This window comes from Ochrobactrum teleogrylli (assembly GCF_006376685.1).
Lineage (GTDB): Bacteria > Pseudomonadota > Alphaproteobacteria > Rhizobiales > Rhizobiaceae > Brucella > Brucella teleogrylli.
Window position 1 is genome coordinate 465,069 of record NZ_VEWL01000002.1, and the last position, 18,373, is coordinate 483,441.

Consider the following 18,373-nt stretch of genomic DNA (forward strand, 5'->3'; position numbering starts at 1 on the left):
GGTCATTCTCCAATTTTCAGTTCGGCGACAAAGTCATAGGCGTCGGCGCGATAATGCGAGCGGGTGTATTCGACGATACGGTCGTCATCGAGATGCGAGATGCGTTCAATCAAAAGCGCCGGAGCGCCGCGATGCACGCCGAGAAGGCGCGCAGTGCCGGGATCGAGAGTCACGGCGGTCAGCCGCTGCAAGGCGCGCACCGGCTTGTAACCGCGCCGCGCCAGCGCGCCATAAAGCGACGCTTCATCGACACGGTCCATATCCAGATAATGGCGCGGCACCACGGCGCGTTCGAAAGCCATCGGCACGCCATCGGCAAGGCGCAGACGGTCGAGCCGCACAATGGACGTATCCACGCCGACGCCGAGCCGAAAGGCTTCATCCGGCGACGGCTTGTCGATGCGGTTCGTCACCACGCGCGCGCCCGGCTCCTTGCCACGCGACAGCATGTCTTCCGAAAACGATGTCAGCCGCCAAAGATGCTGGCTGATGCGCGTCGGGCGCTCGGCAACAAATGTACCGCTGCCGCGCCTTGATTCAACCGCACCCTGCGCCAGCAATTCCTTATAGGCATTGCGCACCGTGATGCGCCCCAGCCCAAGCTCCTCGGCTAGGTCGCGCTCCGGCGGCAGACCGACAGCGGGGGCCAGTTTCCCCTCTTCAATCAGTTCACCGAGAATACGCGCCAGATTGCGATAAAGCGGCCCCGTCCGCTGCGGATCGTGCAGGCCGCGCTCTTCGATGGATGTGATTAAGGTGGTTCTATTCATATCCGACATAATAGAACCTATATAGAACCAATAGCAAGTGATGTTTTTATGAAATACGCAAGCGCCCATTCCCGCTGGCTATTTTGCCAGCGCTTGGATGCAACAAGAGCGCGTACGGTAGGACGCAACCAAAGGAACTGTTTAAATTGGAAGCGGATTGGTTCTAGATTTTATCAACCAGCTGCCGACCAACAGGGCTGAGTTCGTAGCGTGTGCGCTGGGTTCGCGGGTCTCGTTGCGTAATCCGGATATAGCCACCGTCTGCGCCCAGCAGATTCACCTCACGCAGCACCAAAGCATGCTCGATCCCCAGCACCCGGGCAAAAGTCCGGCTGTCGGCGGCAACGCCCAGCGCCAGTGCGGCGATGACGCCCGCGCCAAATGGTGAAAGATTTTCGGACGTGGCAACGAGCCTTTCGACCAGCGCCATATAGTCGGCAGCAGTTTCATCCATCAAGCGGCGACGGGCTGTACCGGTCGGAACGAAACGATCACCGATTTCGAGGTCGGCGTGAAACTCTCGTCGCCGGAGCTGCCAAGCGGCACCAGCACATTCATTTCCGGATAATAGCCAGCGATGCAGCCGCGCGGAATATCATAGGGCACGAAACGGAAATCGCGCGCGACCCGTTCCAGACCATCGATGAATTCACCGACAATATCGGCGCGGTCACCCGCCTCGACACCGATATCCGCCATGTCGAGCGGGTTCATGAACACGACTTGCCGCTCGCCATAGACACCGCGATAACGGTCATCCATGCCGTAGATGGTCGTGTTGTACTGGTCATGGCTGCGGAAGGTCTGCAACACATAGCGGCCCGGCTTGCCCCGCGCCTGCTGATGCTCGATGGCCTCCGGCAGCGCGCCGGTCCAGAACGTGGCCTTGCCGTTCGTCGTATTCCATTCCAGTTCACGCGCCGTATTGCGCAGATGGAAACCGCGCGGCACGCGCACACGCTTGTTAAAATCGTAGAAATCAGGCAGCACCCGCGCAATGCGGTCGCGGATCAGGTCGTAATCATCAGCCATTTCCAGCCAGTTGACGGGCTTGGGACCGAGCGTCGAATTGGCCATGCCCGCAATGATCGCCACTTCCGAACGCAAATGCGGCGAGGCTGGCGAATTGATGCCGCCCGATCCATGCACCATGCTCATGGAATCCTCAACCGTGACGATCTGCGCCACACCCTTGGAATTCAGATCGATTTCAGTGCGTCCGAGACACGGCAGAATGAAGGATTCCTGACCCGGCACCAGATGCGAATGATTGAGCTTGGTTGCGATATGCACGGTCAGACGCTGGCTCGACAGTGCTTTCGCGATGATCGGGCTGTCTGGCGTCGCGCGGGCAAAATTGCCGCCAAGCCCGATAAAGGCCTGTGCCGTTCCGTCCAGCATGGCGCCAATGGCGCCGATGACGTTATGGCCCGGCTCACGCGGCACATCGAAACCGAATTCCTTTTCCAGCGCATCGAGAAATGCCTGCGGCGGATTTTCGTTAATGCCGACCGTGCGGTCGCCCTGCACATTGGAATGGCCGCGCACCGGGCAAAGGCCAGCGCCGGGCCTGCCAATATTGCCGCGCAACAGCATGAAATTGGTGATCTCGCGGATGGTGATCACCGAATGGCGATGCTGGGTCACGCCCATGGCCCAGGTGCAGATGACCTTTTCCGCCTGCATATAAATCTCTGCCGCCCGCTCCAGCGATTGCCGCAACAGACCGGACTGATCCTCGATCTCCTCCCACGTCGTCGCATCCACGGCAGTGCGATAGGCTTCGAGCTCGGCGGTATGGGCGCTCAGAAATTCCCGGTCGAGAATGGACGGCTCACCTGCGGCGAGCGCCGCGTCATCGGCTGCGAACACTGCCTTTGCCATGCCGCGAAACGCTGCCAGATCACCGCCCAGACGTGGCTGGAAATAATCGCTGGCTATCGCTTCGCTGCCGCCATGCAGCATTTCAAGCTTGTTTTGCGGATCGGCAAAACGCTCCAGCCCGCGCTCGCGGATCGGATTGAACACAACGATGCGCGCGCCGCGTTCGGCTGCGCGGCGAAGATCGCCCAGCATACGCGGATGATTGGTGCCGGGGTTTTGCCCGACGACAAAAATCGCATCGGCTTGTTCGAAATCTTCCAGCAGCACCGTGCCCTTGCCGACGCCGACCGACTGCTTCAGCGCCACGCCGCTCGCTTCGTGGCACATATTGGAGCAGTCAGGGAAATTATTGGTGCCATAGGACCGCACGAAAAGCTGATAGAGAAAGGCGGCCTCGTTGGAGGCCCGACCCGACGTATAGAACTCTACCCGATTGGGGTTGTCGAAGGCGCGCAGAAGCTCGCCGATGCGGGCGAGCGCAGCATCCCATTCGACGGCCTCGTATTTGTCAGTCGCCGCATTGTAGCGCAGCGGATGCGTCAGACGACCAGTGTTTTCCAGATCGTAATCGGTCCAGTTGCGCAATTGCGAAACCGTATGCTCGCGGAAAAAGGCGGGCGTGGTGCGCCGGTCGGTCGCCTCCCATGCCACCGCCTTGACGCCGTTTTCGCAGAATTCGAAGGATGAGCCATGTTCCGGATCGCCCCATGCACAACCGGGGCAGTCGAAACCATCGGGCTGGTTGGCCTTGAGCAAGGCACGGGCGCCCGTCAGAGGCGCGCCGCTGGCAAGCAACTGCTTGCCGCAGCTTTTCAGAGCACCCCAGCCACCGGCAGCACTTGAGCTTTTGCCGATGAAACCGGTTTTGGAACCCTTGCCATCCTTGCTCATCTCGAAATCCTTGTTGCACTGCGAACGCATACCTTGAAGCAAATAGCATAAGCAGAATTGCCGCTCCCTTCAATTGACGACCAATTGATGTCGGTGTTTTGTAGCTTCGCACTTGATTTCGGTCGCGCGATCCTTCATGCGATTGGTCAAGTAAACTTACCACAAGGGGCAAGAGTCATGTCCAACATCGTTGAAATCGCCGATCTGAAGCGGCTCGCCCAGCGCCGCGTCCCGAAAATGTTTTTCGATTATGCGGATTCGGGCGCCTGGACTGAGTCGACCTATCGTGCCAACGAGGACGACTTCAAGAAGATCAAGCTGCGCCAGCGCGTGCTGGTCGACATGACCAACCGTTCGCTGGCAACGACCATGATCGGTCAGGATGTGGCCATGCCGGTCGCGCTTGCGCCGACAGGCCTTACCGGCATGCAGCATGCCGATGGCGAAATGCTGGCCGCACAGGCAGCGGAAGCTTTCGGCGTGCCCTTCACGCTTTCCACCATGAGCATCTGCTCCATCGAGGATGTTGCCTCGGTGACGAAGAAGCCGTTCTGGTTCCAGCTTTATGTGATGAAGGACCGCGACTTCGTGAAGAACCTGATCGGTCGCGCCAAGGCCGCAGGCTGCTCGGCTCTGGTGCTGACACTCGATCTGCAAATTCTCGGCCAGCGCCACAAGGATATCCGCAACGGCCTGTCCGCCCCGCCGAAGTTCACCCCGAAGCATATCTGGCAGATGGCGACCCGTCCGGGCTGGTGCATGGGCATGATGGGTACGCAACGCCGCACCTTCCGTAACATTGCCGGCCACGCCAAGAACGTGACCGATCTGTCCTCGCTGTCCTCCTGGACGGCAGAACAGTTCGACCCGCAGATGAACTGGAACGACGTGGCCTGGATCAAGGAACAATGGGGCGGCAAGCTGATCCTCAAGGGCATCCTTGATGTGGAAGACGCGAAGATGGCCGCCAAGACCGGCGCCGATGCCATCATCGTGTCCAACCATGGCGGTCGCCAGCTCGACGGCGCGCCGTCGTCCATCTCCATGCTGAAGCCGATTGTCGATGCCGTTGGCGATCAGATCGAAGTGCATGTCGATGGAGGCATCCGCTCCGGTCAGGACGTGCTGAAGGCCCGCGCGCTTGGCGCTCAGGGCGTCTTCATCGGTCGCCCTTTCCTCTATGGCCTCGGCGCCATGGGAAAGGAAGGCGTCACGCTGGCGCTCGAAATCATCCGTAAGGAACTCGACGTCACCATGGCTCTTTGCGGCAAGCGCGATATCAACACCATTGACGCATCGGTCCTGCACTCGGTCGATTTTTAAACGACCACGCCTCTTCTTCCCTCACCCTTCGAGACGCTCTCCTTCGACAAGCTCAGGAGAGGCTCCTCAGGATGAGGGGGGATGCGTGGCAGCTACATTGATCAGCACATGCGTTGAAAACGCCCGGCGATGCCGGGCTTTTGCATTTTACGCCCGCGATGACGGCGCTTTCGAAAGCAGCACCGTGCGAATGGCGAAGCTGGAATGGATGCGCGCCACGCCCGGCAAGCGCGACAGGATTTCCTTGTGAATGATCTCGTAAGCCGCCGCATTCTCGGCTTCAACGCGCAGAATATAATCTGCATCCCCCGTCATCAGATAGCATTCCTGCACTTCCGGGTGACGGCGCACCGCCTCTTCAAAGCGGTTGAGATATTCTTCCGTCTGCCGGTCGAGCGTGATGCGCACGATTGCGACCAGCCGTTCGTCACCACCCGATGAACCCACAATGGCCGTATAGCCACGGATGACACCGCCCTCTTCCAAAATCTGCACCCGCCGCAGACAGGCGGACTGGGACAGCCCCACCTCGGCGGCAAGCTGGCTGTTGGTCATGCGCCCGTCGCGGCGCAGGCAGCGAATGATGTTCCGGTCTATACTGTCGAGTGTGGCCATGCAGATTCTTCGAATGAAAAGCTAAAACGTGCGCAAGATGTGCCAAAATTCGCATAATCTGCGACAGATAGCAAAAACATTCGAATAGTCTTCGATTAATATATTTCGATACCCTGTCGGGATGCGGCAACGCGTTCGGAGGATAAGGGCAATGACCGTTGCGCAATGGATATGGTTGAAATGTCGATGCATTTTTCGAAAGAGCAAAGCGATCTCGCCGCTGGCGGCGTGTTGACCATCGACCTTGCGGCCTTGCGGCACAATTATACTGCCGTCGCCCGCCATATCGCGCCGACCCGTGCGGCGGCGGTCGTCAAAGCCGATGCCTATGGCCTTGGCGCGCATCGCGTTGCGCCTGCCTTTTATGAAGCGGGTTGCCGCGACTTCTTTGTGGCGCATTTGGGCGAAGCCATCGCGCTGCGGCCTGCCCTGAACCCCGACGCCACACTTTATGTCCTGAACGGCTTGCAGCCCGGAACGGAAGCTGCCTGCGCCCGCGAAGGCATCGTGCCGGTGCTCAACTCGCTGGAACAGGTGGAAAACTGGGCCAGACTCGCGGCCAGCATAGGCAAGAAACTGCCAGCACTTTTGCAGGTCGATACCGGCATGTCGCGCCTCGGCCTTTCGGCCAAAGAGCTAGACCGGCTGGCGGACAATCTTTCGCTTCTCGACGGCATTGACGTACGCTTCATCATCAGCCATCTGGCGAGCGGCGACGAACCGGAAAATCCGGCCAATGCAAGCCAGCTTGCGACCATGCGCGCCGCTCTGGCTCGGCTGCCGAAGCTGCCGGTGGCCTTCGCCAATTCGGGCGGCAGCTTTCTCGACAAAGCCTATTATTTCGACCTCGCCCGCCCCGGTGTCGCGCTTTATGGCGTCGGCCCCAAAAGCGCTATCGTGCCGGTGCTGACACTGTCGGCCCGCGTCATTCAGGTGCGCGACGTGGATAAGGGCGCGGCCATCGGTTATGGCGGCACCTATATCGCACAAGCGCCCATGCGGATCGCCACCATTGCGGTGGGCTATGCCGATGGCTGGTTCCGCGCGCTCAGCAACAAGGGTTCGGCCTTTTACGGCGACACCCGGCTGCCCATCGTCGGGCGCGTTTCGATGGATTCCATCACGCTCGATGTCAGCGCGCTGGCGGAAGGCACGCTCAAGCTCGGTAGCCTCGTGGAACTGATCGGCCCGCACCAGCGGCTGGAAGACGTGGCCAGCCAATGCGACACGATCCCTTATGAAATTCTGACTGCGCTCGGTCATCGCTATGCTCGTATCTACGTGGATAGTGCGCTGTCGAGCCAAAACACATAACAATAAGAGGCGAACATGCAGATTACCGTACTCGGCAGCGGCGTTATTGGCGTCACAACGGCTTACTATCTGGCCAAGTTCGGCCATGAAGTGACGGTCATCGACCGCGAGGAAGGTCCGGCGTTGGAAACCAGCTTCGCCAATGCCGGTCAGGTTTCGCCCGGTTATGCCTCGCCATGGGGCGCGCCCGGCATTCCGATGAAGGCAGCAAAGTGGCTGTTCCAGAAACATGCGCCGCTCGTCATTCGCCCGACTTCCGATCCCAAGCAGTATGTGTGGCTGATGCAGATGCTCGCCAACTGCACGGACAGCCGTTACAAGGTCAACAAGACCCGCATGGTGCGCGTGGCAGAATATAGCCGCGATGTACTTGTGGAGCTGCGCAAGGATACCGGCATCGAATATGACCAGCGTATGCAGGGCACGTTGCAGCTTTTCCGCGAGCAATACCAGCTCGACGGCATCGGCAAGGATATCGAGGTGCTGCGTCAGGACGGCGTGCCGTTCGAAGTTCTCGACCGCGACGACTGCGCGAAAATCGAACCGGCGCTAGCCCGCGTGAAGGACAAGTTCGTCGGCGGCCTGCGCCTGCCGCATGATGAAACCGGCGACTGCTTCAAATTCACCAATGCGCTGGCCAAGATTGCCGAAGGTATGGGCGTAAAATTCCGCTTCGGCGTGAATATCAAGTCGCTGGTTCTATCCGGCGGGCGCGTTTCCGGCGTGGAAACGTCAGACGGTATTCTGACAGCCGACCGCTATGTGGTCGCGCTCGGCAGCTATACGCCCGCGCTCGTCAAGTCGCTGGGTCTCAACGCGCCGATCTATCCGGTAAAGGGCTATTCGATCACCGCACCGATCATCGACGAAAGCCGCGCACCGGTCTCGACGGTTCTGGACGAAAGCTACAAGATCGCCATCACGCGCCTCGGCGACCGTATCCGTGTCGGCGGCATGGCCGAAGTGTCCGGCTTCACCAAAGACCTTCCGGCAGCGCGCCGCGCCACGCTCGACCTGTCGGTCAGCGATCTGTTCCCCGGGGGCGACCTCAAGGCCGCGACCTTCTGGTCGGGCCTGCGCCCGATGACACCGGATTCCACGCCAATCATCGGCGGAACCCGCTACGACAATGTGTTCATCAATGCCGGTCACGGTACGCTGGGCTGGACCATGTCCTGCGGCTCGGGCAAGCTTCTGGCCGATCTGGTCAGCGGCAATAAGCCCGACATCCGCGCCGACGATCTCGGCATCTCGCGCTACAACTAAAAGACCCGCCTGCGCGCTGTCAGAAACTCGGCGGCGTGCAGGCGCTGACCACCTCGCAGGCTGTCGGTCCGATACAGCGAAAGCGATGCGGCAGTTTTGAGGAAAAATAATAGGCGTCGCCCGGTCCCAATATGCGCCGGTCGCTGCCCACCGTCACTTCGATGCGGCCCGATATGACGATGCCGCCCTCCTCGCCCTCATGCATCAGCAGCACCTTGCCCGTATCGGAGCCTGGTTCATACCGCTCCTTCAATATCTGCAACGAGCGCGCAAACAGATGGTCGCCCACCTGCCGGTAGGAAATGGGACCTTTGCCGATTTCCACCAGCTCTTCCGCCTGATAGAATACCTTGTGCGGCGTATCCGGCTCCAGCGCGAAAAACTCGGCCATGCCGATGGGAATACCATCGAGAATACGCTTGAGAGCGCCGACCGACGGATTGGACTGGTTGGCCTCGATCAGCGATATGGTCGAGTTGGTCACACCAGCCCTTTTTGCAAGCTCGCGTTGCGACAGATTCTGCCGCATGCGCACATAGCGTAACCTTCCGCCGATATCGATGCTCATCGGGCATTCCCCTTTGTGTTTATCATGTTCGATATAGCATAATTTTCTGAAACCATCCTCATAAAATCAACAGCTTAAATCCTTGAAGAAAAGGGCTTGTTGCCTTCAAGAAAGCGTGTCCTCCTGCCTGAAAATAGGAGGTTCCCATGCTCACCAAAACCAACGCGCCCAGCCTTGAAAACTTCTGGATGCCGTTCACCGCAAATCGGCAGTTCAAGGCCGCGCCGCGCCTGCTCGCCAGCGCTTCGGGTATGTATTACACCGACACCGACGGCAATCAGGTTCTCGACGGTACGGCAGGTCTTTGGTGCTGCAATGCCGGTCATGGCCGCAAGCGGATCACTGAAGCCGTTGAGCGCCAGATTTCCACGATGGACTTCGCGCCGACCTTCCAGATGGGCCACAATGTTGCTTTCGACTTTGCCGAAAAACTCGCCGCGATTGCGCCGGGTGGTCCGGCTGCGCAGCTTGATCGCGTATTCTTCACCAATTCCGGTTCGGAATCGGTCGATACCGCACTGAAGATCGCCATCGCCTATCAGCGCGCCATCGGTCAGGGCACCCGCACCATGGTTCTGGGTCGCGAAAAAGGCTATCACGGCGTTGGTTTCGGCGGCATTTCGGTGGGTGGGCTGGTCAACAACCGCCGCGTCTTCCCGCAGATTCCCGCCGACCATATGCGCCACACGCTGGATATCGAGCGCAATGCCTTCTCGAAGGGCTTGCCGGCGCATGGCATCGAACTGGCCGACGATCTGGAACGTCTGGTCCAACTACACGGCGCTGAAAAGATTGCCGCCGTTATCGTCGAACCCATGTCCGGTTCCGCTGGCGTCATATTGCCGCCGAAGGGCTACCTGGAACGCATCCGCGCCACCGCCGACAAGCACGGCATCCTGCTGATCTTCGATGAAGTCATCACCGGTTTCGGTCGTCTCGGCACTCCGTTCGCGGTCGATTATTTCGGCGTCATTCCCGATCTCGTCACCACCGCCAAGGGCCTCACCAACGGTGCCATCCCGATGGGTGCCGTCTTCGCAAGCCGCAAGGTTCACGACGGCCTGATGACCGGCCCGGAAAACGCCATCGAACTATTCCATGGCTACACCTATTCCGGCCATCCGGTCGCTTCCGCTGCTGGTCTCGCAACGCTGGAAATCTATGCCGAGGAAGGCCTGCTGACCCGTGGTGCGCAGCTTGCCGATCATTGGCAGGAAGCGCTGCACTCGCTGAAGGATGCGCCGAATGTCACCGACATCCGTAACCTCGGTCTGGTCGGCGCCATCGAATTGTCGTCGCGCAAGGACGTACCGGGCGCGCGCGCCTATGACGTCTTCGTGGATTGCTTCAAGAAGGGTCTGCTGATCCGCGTCACCGGCGATGTGATTGCATTGTCGCCGCCGCTGATCGTGGAAAAGGAACAGATCGACACGATCGTTTCGGTCATCCGCGACGCCCTGAAGCGCGCCGCTTAAGGCATAGTGAAACGCGCGGTGTGATCGCCACCCCGATCACGCCGCCTCTTGGCCGCCGCTCCCACTGCGGCGGCTTTTTTCTTTTTGGAATTACCCCTGCGACGGCGTGAATCTGGCCACCAGCGCGTGGCTGTCGCCGGGATAGGTGAAGCGCACATGCGTCACCGGCAGATCGGCATTCCAGGTCTGGCGTTCAATCACCAGACAGGGCGAGCCCGGCGCAATATCGAGCAATGCGGCATTTTCCGGAGAAGCGGCAATGGCGCGAATGGAGTGCTGGGCGCTACTCCACGGCACGCAGGCCACGAGCCATGGACCGGGCGAGTGTTCGGAAAAATCCGCCCCCGCCGCATCCGGCACGGCGGCCAGATTGATGATGCGTTCTTCCAGCGCAAACACCCGCTGCCCGGCATGATGACGGCAGACCAGATCGATGATCTGCGTGTGGCGCGGAATATCGATCTTCTGCGCGTCGGCTGGCCCGCTCAGACGGTCCCAGCGCTTGAGCAGTTCGAAGCGATAGGGCGCGCCAAGTGCTGCAACCTCATCGCGAATATCATGGATTTCTAGAATGGCGGCCTGCGAACTCGGAAACGAAACGAAGCTGCCCGATTTGCGCTTGCGCTCGATCAGACCGGCCTTGGCAAGCTGAGTCAGCGCCTTGTTGACCGTCATGCGCGAGCAGCCATATTGCTCGGTCAGTTCATGTTCGAACGGAATACGGTGCCCCGGCGCCCACTCTCCAGACAGGATGCGCGATTCAATATCGTCCAAAATACGCTGATGCAGTGAAAGCACCGGGCCGTCTTTTGCCGCTGAACCGTCATCCGCCATGCTATTCCCCCTTTGTTTCCCACTTTTGCAGGAATTTCTTCAGCCGAGCAATTCGCCAATCGTTTTCTGAAAAGCACGCTCGGCCTGATCCCGCAAGCGGTGACGACCGCCCTCCACCTGTTTCACGCCGCGTACCCACACGTCACTGACCTGGGCTCGACCGGCAAAAATCCAGCCATCCAGCACGGCATCGCCCTTGGCATGGGGCAGCCGCGCCATATCCAGCGCGACAAAATCCGCCGACGCGCCAAGCTTCAACCCGTCATCGGCGCGACCCATCGCGATGTTGCCGCCGCGCACCGCGCCTTCGAACAAGGCGCGCCCCGTGGAGGCTTCGCTTTCGGCCAGCACATTGCGGGCGCGATGTTGGAGGCGCTGCGAATATTCAAGCTGCCGCAACTCGTCGCCAATACCGATCAGCACATTGGAATCCGAACCGACGCCAAACTTGCCGCCTGCTTCCGCAAAAACCGTCGCATTGAAGGTTCCGTCGCCGAGATTGGCTTCCGTCACCGGGCAAAGACCGGCAATAGCACCGGCTGCGGCCATGCGCCGGGTTTCATCGTCGGTCATATGGGTCGCATGGATGAGGCACCAGCGCGAGGACAACTCCTGATTATCGACAAGCCAATCGACAGGACGCTTGCCCGCCCAGGCAATGCAATCCTCCACTTCCTTCACCTGTTCGGCCACATGGATATGCACCGGCGCATCGGGCAAAAGCTTCGTCACGACGTCCAGTTCATCCGGCGTTACGGCGCGCAGACTGTGCGGCGCAACGCCCAAAACTGCGCCGTCGAAATTGGCCAGCGCTCGGCTGCAGCCTTCGATCAGTCGCGCAAAGTGGTCCGGATCATTGATGAAACGGCGCTGGCCTTCATTGGGCGCGCTGCCGCCGAAACCCGAATGCGCATAGAAAACCGGAAGCAGCGTCAGGCCGATGCCCGCCGCGCTGGCAGCAGCCACAATGCGGTCGGCCATCTCGGAGAGATTGGCGTAAGGCGTTCCGTCGCGGTCGTGATGCAGATAATGAAACTCGCCAACGCGGGTAAATCCGGCTTCCAGCATGTCGACGTAAAGTCGCAGAGCCACAGCTTCGGCCTGTTCGGGCGACATGGCGAGCGCGAATTTGTACATGATCTCGCGCCAGCTCCAGAACGAATCGGCAGACGGCCCGCGCCTTTCGGCAAGCCCCGCCATCCCGTACTGGAAAGCGTGGCTGTGCAGGTTCGGCACGCCTGCGATGATCGCCGCGTGGCGCTCGTCCCCAGCTCCCGCCGCTTTATCCGCCTCCAACGAGGTGATCTTTCCACCGGCAATGCCAATGCGAACATTCTCAGCCCAGCCATTATCGAGAAGCGCCTGACCGGCATGGATGAAACGCTGTTCAGACTTGGCTGCTGACATGAAAATTAACTCCTCGAATGTTCCCGCGCATTTTTTCTCTTGGCTGCGCCTCTGATATGTATATACATTATCAAAAAACAGGGGAAGCGAGAAAACGCTCATGCTCAAGAATTCAGGCATCGTTTTTATCAATGCGCGGATTGCGACGCTGAAGGAAGACGCGGACGGCCTTGGCCTCATCGAGAATGCAGCGCTTGCCGTAAAGGACGGCAAGATCGCCTATGTCGGCCCGCAGTCCGCTCTGCCCGAAGACTATGCGTCTTATGAGAGAATCGATTGCGAAAACCGGCTGATCACGCCGGGCCTCGTCGATTGTCACACGCACCTCGTCCATGCCGGAAATCGCGCGCATGAATTCGAACTGCGCTTGCAGGGCGCTTCCTATGAAGAAGTTGCCCGTGCCGGGGGCGGCATTGTTTCTTCGGTCAAGAACCTGCGCGCAGCCAGCGAAGACGATCTGGTGCGTGAAACCCTGCCCCGTCTCGATGCGCTGATTGCCGAAGGCGTCACCACGGTTGAAGTCAAGTCCGGTTACGGTCTCGACCGCGAAAGCGAAATCAAGTCGCTGAAAGCCGCCCGTCGGCTGGGTGCAGAACGCGACGTTGCAATCCGCACCACGTTCCTTGGCGCCCATGCCTTGCCGCCGGAAATGAACGGCGACAAGGCCGCTTATATCGACCGCGTCATCAACGATATGCTGCCCGCCATCGCAGCTGAACATCTGGCCGATGCGGTGGATGGTTTCTGCGAAGGCATCGCCTTCCTGCCGGATGAAATCGCCCGTGTGTTTGATGCGGCCAAGGCGCATGGCATTCCGGTCAAGCTTCACGCCGACCAGCTTTCCAATCTGCATGGTGCGGCGCTCGCCGCGTCCTATGGTGCGCTTTCCGCCGATCATCTCGAATATACCGATGCGGATGGTGCCGCCGCCATGGCCAAGGCCGGAACAGTCGCCGTGCTGCTTCCCGGCGCTTACTACTTCATCCGCGAAACCCAGAAGCCGCCAGTCGAAGCCTTCCGCGCAGCGGGCACAAGGATGGCGCTTGCCACCGACAACAATCCCGGCACATCGCCGCTGACCTCGCTGCTGCTCACCATGAATATGGGCGCAACGCTGTTTCGCATGACGGTGGATGAATGCCTCGCGGGCGTCACCCGCGAGGCTGCGCGGGCGTTGGGCATTCTCGGCCAGACCGGAACGCTCGAAACCGGCAAGGACGCCGATCTCGCCATTTGGAGCGTCGAGCGGCCCGCCGAACTCGTTTATCGCATCGGCTTCAACCCGCTGTGGAAGCGGGTTTTCAAGGGCCATATCTAACTATCCGCAACGGAGCCTGTCATGACCATCATCCTCAAGCCCGGTTCTGTCCCGCTTGAAACGCTGGAAACCATCTATCGCGATGCGGTTCCCGTGCGCATCGACCCTGCCTTTCATGCGGGCGTCGAAAAGGCGGCTGCGCGCATTGCCGAAATCGCAGCCGGTGACGAGCCGGTTTACGGCATCAATACCGGCTTTGGAAAACTCGCCTCGATCCGCATTGCGGCGGGCGATGTGGCGACACTCCAGCGCAACCTGATCCTGTCGCATTGCTGCGGCGTTGGCGACGCTTTGCCGGAAAATATCGTGCGCCTCATCATGGCGCTGAAGCTGATTTCGCTCGGTCGTGGCGCATCCGGCGTGCGGCTTGAAGTCATCACGCTTCTCGAAGACATGCTGGCAAAAGGCGTGATCCCGATGATCCCCGAAAAGGGTTCCGTCGGCGCGTCAGGCGACCTTGCACCGCTGGCGCATATGACTGCCGCCATGATTGGCGAAGGTGAAGCCTTCTATCAGGGCGAGCGCCTCTCCGGCGCAAAAGCACTGGAAAAGGCCGGTCTGAAGCCTGTCGTGCTTGCCGCCAAGGAAGGTCTGGCGCTGATCAACGGCACGCAGACTTCGACTGCCCTTGCGCTGGCCGGGCTTTTCCGCGCCCATCGTGCCGCGCAGACGGCACTGATCACCGGCGCATTGTCCACCGATGCGGCTATGGGATCGGATGCGCCGTTCCATGAGGAAATCCATACGCTGCGCGGTCATAAGGGACAGATCGATGCGGGCCGGGCATTGCGCAGCCTGCTCGAGGGCTCGGTCATTCGCCAGAGCCATCTCGAAGGCGACCAGCGCGTGCAGGACCCCTATTGCATCCGCTGCCAGCCGCAGGTCGATGGTGCCTGCCTCGACATTCTGCGGCAGGCAGCCCGCACGCTGGAAATCGAAGCCAATGCGGTTACCGACAATCCGCTCGTTCTCTCGGACGGACGCGCCGTATCGGGCGGCAATTTCCACGCCGAACCGGTTGCCTTCGCCGCCGACCAGATTGCGCTTGCCGTCTGCGAAATCGGCGCTATCGCCCAGCGCCGTATCGCGCTACTGGTCGATCCTGCCTTGTCGTTTGGCCTTCCGGCCTTCCTCGCCCGCAAGCCGGGCCTCAATTCCGGCCTGATGATCGCGGAAGTCACCTCCGCCGCGCTGATGAGCGAAAACAAGCAGATGGCGCATCCGGCTTCGGTTGATTCCACACCGACCTCGGCCAATCAGGAAGACCATGTGTCCATGGCCTGCCACGGTGCGCGCCGCCTGTTGCCAATGACGGCCAATCTCAATGCCATTATCGGCATCGAGGCGCTGACCGGCGCACTCGGCGTCGAGCTGCGCGAGCCGCTGACCACCAGCCCGGAACTGGCCAAGGTCATCGCCGTGTTGCGCGGGCGCGTGCCGACACTGGATGACGACCGCTATATGGCCGACGACCTGAAGAATGCCGCCGAGCTGGTGGCTGACGGTGCGCTTGCCGGGGCGGTTTCGGACCGCATCCTGCCAGCGCTGGAGGCGTGATCATGAGCCCGTTCGAAGTTCGTCAGGGCACTTCGCCCGTCATTCTTGGCCTTCCACACACCGGAACCGATGTGCCGCAAGATATTTTTGCGCGGCTCAACGACAATGGCAAAATTCTTGCCGACACCGACTGGCATATTCACAGGCTTTATGACGGTCTCATCGACGGCGCGACCATGGTGCGCGCCACCTTCCACCGCTATTGCATCGACGCCAATCGCGACCCGGAAGGTGTGAGCCTCTATCCGGGGCAGAACACCACCACGCTGATCCCGGAAACCGACTTTGACGGGCTGTCGATCTGGAAGGATGGAGAAGCGCCGACCGAAGCCGACATTGCCGACCGCGTCGCCCGCTTTCACGCCCCCTATCACGCGGCGCTGGCCGCCGAGATCAGCCGTGTGAAGGCAATCCACGGCGTCGCCATCCTCTATGATTGCCATTCGATCCGGTCGCATATTCCCTTCCTGTTTGAAGGCAAATTGCCCGATTTCAACATCGGTACGGATATGGGCAAGACCTGCGATCCCAAGATCGAGGCGGCGGCTGTCGAAGTGACCGGCGAGGCGGAAGGTTACACGTCGATCCTCAATGGCCGCTTCAAGGGCGGCTGGACGACACGCCATTACGGCAAGCCCGAAACCGGCGTCCACGCCATCCAGATGGAGCTTGCCCAATCGACCCATCTTGCGACCGAAGCCGTTCCCTTCGCCTATAACGAGGCCAAGGCGGACAGGCTGCGCGTCCATCTCAAAACCCTTTTGCAGCGGCTGGAAAAGCTCGCGCACGACCTGAAATCCTGAGGAGAACACCATGTCGAACCCACGCCATAACGAGCGCGAAGTCCGAGCGCCGCGCGGAGACGAACTCAACGCCAAGAGCTGGCTGACCGAAGCGCCGCTGCGCATGCTGATGAACAATCTCGACCCCGATGTGGCCGAGCGTCCGCATGAGCTGGTGGTTTATGGCGGCATTGGCCGCGCGGCCCGCACATGGGACGATTTCGATCGCATCGTCGCGACCCTCAAGACGCTCAATGAAGATGAAACCCTGCTGGTGCAGTCCGGCAAGCCGGTCGGTGTTTTCCGCACCCACAAGGATGCGCCGCGTGTTCTGATCGCCAATTCCAACCTCGTGCCGCATTGGGCGACCTGGGATCATTTCAACGAACTGGATAAGAAGGGTCTCGCCATGTATGGCCAGATGACCGCCGGTTCTTGGATCTATATCGGCGCGCAGGGCATCGTTCAGGGCACGTACGAAACCTTTGTCGAAGCCGGTCGCCAGCATTTTGGCGGCAACCTCACCGGCAAGTGGATTCTGACCGGCGGCCTTGGCGGCATGGGCGGCGCGCAGCCCTTAGCGGCGGTCATGGCTGGCGCCTGCTGCCTCGCCGTGGAATGTGACGAAACCCGCGCCGATTTCCGCCTCCGCACCCGTTATGTCGATGAAAAGACCGACAGCCTCGATGAAGCGCTGGCCAAGATCGAAGCCTGGACCAAGGCAGGCGAGGCAAAGTCCATCGCGCTGATCGGCAATGCGGCGGAAATATTCCCGGAACTCGTCAAGCGTGGCGTGAAGCCGGATATCGTCACCGACCAGACTTCCGCGCATGACCCGGTGCATGGCTATCTGCCGCTCGGCTGGACCGTCGCCGAATGGCGCGCGAAACAGGAAAGCGACCCGAAAGCCGTCGAAAAGGCCGCGCGCGCTTCGATGAAACTCCATGTGCAGGCGATGGTCGACTTCTGGAACATGGGCATTCCGACCCTCGACTATGGCAACAATATTCGTCAGATGGCACTGGAAGAAGGCCTTGAAAATGCCTTTGCCTTCCCCGGCTTCGTGCCGGCCTATATCCGCCCGCTGTTTTGCCGTGGCGTTGGCCCATTCCGTTGGGCTGCCCTTTCCGGTGACCCGGAAGATATCTACAAGACCGACGCCAAGGTGAAGGAACTGCTGCCCGACAACAAGCACCTGCACAAATGGCTGGACATGGCGCGTGACCGCATCGCCTTTCAGGGATTGCCCGCGCGCATTTGCTGGGTTGGCCTTGGTGACCGCCATCGTCTCGGCCTCGCCTTTAACGACATGGTCCGCAATGGCGAGCTGAAAGCGCCGATCGTCATCGGTCGCGACCATCTCGACAGCGGCTCCGTCGCCTCGCCAAACCGCGAAACGGAAGCCATGAAGGACGGTTCGGACGCCGTATCCGACTGGCCGCTGCTCAACGCCCTCCTCAACACTGCTTCGGGCGCGACCTGGGTGTCCCTGCATCACGGCGGCGGCGTCGGCATGGGCTTCAGCCAGCATGCGGGCATGGTCATTTGCTGCGACGGCACGGAAGATGCGGACCGCCGTCTGGAGCGCGTCTTGTGGAACGATCCGGCCACCGGCGTCATGCGCCATGCCGATGCGGGCTATGAAGAAGCGCTCGACTGGGCGAAAAAGCAGGGCCTGCGCCTGCCCGGCATTCTGGGGAACTGAGGTCGAATGGCCGTCGCTCTTCTAAAAGCTGAAAATCATCGCCGCATGCCGTGGAAAAATGGCGGCGGCGTGACGGTCGAGATCGCGATCCACCCGCAAGGGGCGTCCGTCGATGATTTCGACTGGCGCGTCTCCATGGCGAGCGTCGCAAATGACGGTCCGTTTTCCCTCTTTCCCGGCATCGACCGCAGCTTGTCGGTGCTCGAGGGCGACGGCATTGTGCTTGATGTCGAAGGCCACAAAAGCACCCTCACCCGCGAAAGCGAACCCTTTGCCTTTGCTGCCGACAGCCAGTCGTCGGCGCAGCTGATCGGCTCGGTCATCACCGACCTCAATGTCATGACCCGGCGTGGCCGCTATACACATCACGTCCGCCGCATCACCGGCAACGAAGTCGCGGCGACATTGGAAACCGGGGCCACGGGCGAAACGCTGCTTATTTTCTGTGCAGAAGGAGAATTTGCACTCCAGACCGATACCAGGCTCACGCATCCGGGTTCCCATGATGCGGTGGTCCTAGACGGTCTTGCGGAGAGCGCTATCGAAATAAAGGGGAAGGGAGACCTGTTCCTGATTACGATTATTGCAATCGGATCAGGGGTTTAAATAATTTCCAACAGAAACGCCGCAAAGAAATCTTTGTCGGCATCTCTGGACAGGAAGG

Annotated in this window: 16 protein-coding genes; 9 read left to right on the forward strand and 7 right to left on the reverse strand. The window is 60.3% G+C overall.

Features of this window, described 5'->3' with window-relative positions:
• Window positions 1-2 precede the first annotated feature (2 nt).
• The 3 genes from FIC94_RS06390 to FIC94_RS06400 all read right to left on the reverse strand — a co-directional run bounded on the left by FIC94_RS06390 (window position 3) and on the right by FIC94_RS06400 (window position 3,545).
• Window positions 3-770 carry a GntR family transcriptional regulator gene (locus tag FIC94_RS06390; protein ID WP_140024363.1) on the reverse strand — a complete coding sequence of 256 codons (768 nt, stop codon included), beginning with the start codon at window positions 768-770 and terminating at the stop codon, window positions 3-5.
• Window positions 771-933: 163 nt separating this feature from the next.
• Window positions 934-1,224 (reverse strand): hypothetical protein, encoded by a 291-nt coding sequence (locus tag FIC94_RS06395; protein ID WP_371830892.1) that lies wholly within the window; start codon window positions 1,222-1,224, stop codon window positions 934-936.
• Complete coding sequence (locus FIC94_RS06400; protein WP_140024321.1) at window positions 1,224-3,545, reverse strand: FdhF/YdeP family oxidoreductase; 2,322 nt, start codon at window positions 3,543-3,545, stop codon at window positions 1,224-1,226. Before FIC94_RS06400 ends, FIC94_RS06395 begins: the two co-directional genes overlap by 1 nt.
• A 177-nt stretch (window positions 3,546-3,722) precedes the next feature.
• On the opposite strand from FIC94_RS06400, the gene FIC94_RS06405 reads away from it, so the two are divergent.
• Entirely contained in the window at window positions 3,723-4,868 is a 1,146-nt protein-coding gene (locus FIC94_RS06405) for an alpha-hydroxy acid oxidase (protein WP_109369570.1), read from the forward strand.
• A 147-nt stretch (window positions 4,869-5,015) separates the two neighbouring features.
• On the opposite strand, the gene FIC94_RS06410 is transcribed toward FIC94_RS06405, so the two are convergent.
• The gene (locus tag FIC94_RS06410; RefSeq protein ID WP_078338830.1) at window positions 5,016-5,483 is read right to left on the reverse strand and encodes an Lrp/AsnC family transcriptional regulator; all 468 of its coding nucleotides are present in this window, start codon (window positions 5,481-5,483) and stop codon (window positions 5,016-5,018) included.
• A 171-nt stretch (window positions 5,484-5,654) separates the two neighbouring features.
• On the opposite strand from FIC94_RS06410, the gene alr reads away from it, so the two are divergent.
• Window positions 5,655-6,797: an alanine racemase gene (gene alr / locus FIC94_RS06415; protein WP_140024364.1), complete on the forward strand. Its 1,143-nt coding sequence runs from the start codon at window positions 5,655-5,657 to the stop codon at window positions 6,795-6,797.
• A 15-nt stretch (window positions 6,798-6,812) separates the two neighbouring features.
• A complete protein-coding gene (locus FIC94_RS06420; protein WP_140024322.1) occupies window positions 6,813-8,063 on the forward strand; it encodes a D-amino acid dehydrogenase in 1,251 nt (416 codons plus the stop codon).
• 19 nt (window positions 8,064-8,082) lie between these two features.
• Here FIC94_RS06420 and FIC94_RS06425 read toward each other — a convergent pair whose 3' ends face one another.
• Entirely contained in the window at window positions 8,083-8,631 is a 549-nt protein-coding gene (locus tag FIC94_RS06425; protein WP_078338831.1) for a cupin domain-containing protein, read from the reverse strand.
• 146 nt (window positions 8,632-8,777) lie between these two features.
• Between FIC94_RS06425 and aptA the strand changes: the two genes are divergently transcribed.
• Window positions 8,778-10,106, forward strand: a complete 1,329-nt coding sequence (gene aptA / locus FIC94_RS06430; RefSeq protein ID WP_140024323.1) for an omega-aminotransferase AptA — start codon at window positions 8,778-8,780, stop codon at window positions 10,104-10,106.
• 90 nt (window positions 10,107-10,196) lie between these two features.
• Here the strand turns inward: aptA and hutC are convergent, their stop codons facing one another.
• On the reverse strand, window positions 10,197-10,940 hold the full coding sequence (gene hutC, locus FIC94_RS06435; protein WP_121536602.1) for a histidine utilization transcriptional repressor HutC: 744 nt from the start codon (window positions 10,938-10,940) through the stop codon (window positions 10,197-10,199).
• 39 nt (window positions 10,941-10,979) lie between these two features.
• Window positions 10,980-12,347 carry a formimidoylglutamate deiminase gene (locus FIC94_RS06440; RefSeq protein ID WP_140024324.1) on the reverse strand — a complete coding sequence of 456 codons (1,368 nt, stop codon included), beginning with the start codon at window positions 12,345-12,347 and terminating at the stop codon, window positions 10,980-10,982.
• A gap of 100 nt (window positions 12,348-12,447) precedes the next feature.
• Between FIC94_RS06440 and hutI the strand changes: the two genes are divergently transcribed.
• The 5 genes from hutI to FIC94_RS06465 are packed head-to-tail and all read left to right on the forward strand — an operon-like array spanning window position 12,448 to window position 18,315.
• A complete protein-coding gene (hutI, locus tag FIC94_RS06445) occupies window positions 12,448-13,665 on the forward strand; it encodes an imidazolonepropionase (RefSeq protein WP_140024325.1) in 1,218 nt (405 codons plus the stop codon).
• Between the two features lie 21 nt (window positions 13,666-13,686).
• Window positions 13,687-15,222, forward strand: coding sequence for a histidine ammonia-lyase (gene hutH, locus FIC94_RS06450; RefSeq protein ID WP_140024326.1), 1,536 nt, complete (start codon window positions 13,687-13,689; stop codon window positions 15,220-15,222).
• Between the two features lie 2 nt (window positions 15,223-15,224).
• Window positions 15,225-16,025 (forward strand): N-formylglutamate deformylase, encoded by an 801-nt coding sequence (hutG, locus tag FIC94_RS06455; RefSeq protein WP_140024327.1) that lies wholly within the window; start codon window positions 15,225-15,227, stop codon window positions 16,023-16,025.
• A gap of 10 nt (window positions 16,026-16,035) precedes the next feature.
• Complete coding sequence (gene hutU, locus FIC94_RS06460) at window positions 16,036-17,709, forward strand: urocanate hydratase (protein ID WP_140024328.1); 1,674 nt, start codon at window positions 16,036-16,038, stop codon at window positions 17,707-17,709.
• A gap of 6 nt (window positions 17,710-17,715) precedes the next feature.
• On the forward strand, window positions 17,716-18,315 hold the full coding sequence (locus tag FIC94_RS06465) for a HutD/Ves family protein (protein WP_140024329.1): 600 nt from the start codon (window positions 17,716-17,718) through the stop codon (window positions 18,313-18,315).
• The last annotated feature ends 58 nt before the right edge of the window (window positions 18,316-18,373 follow it).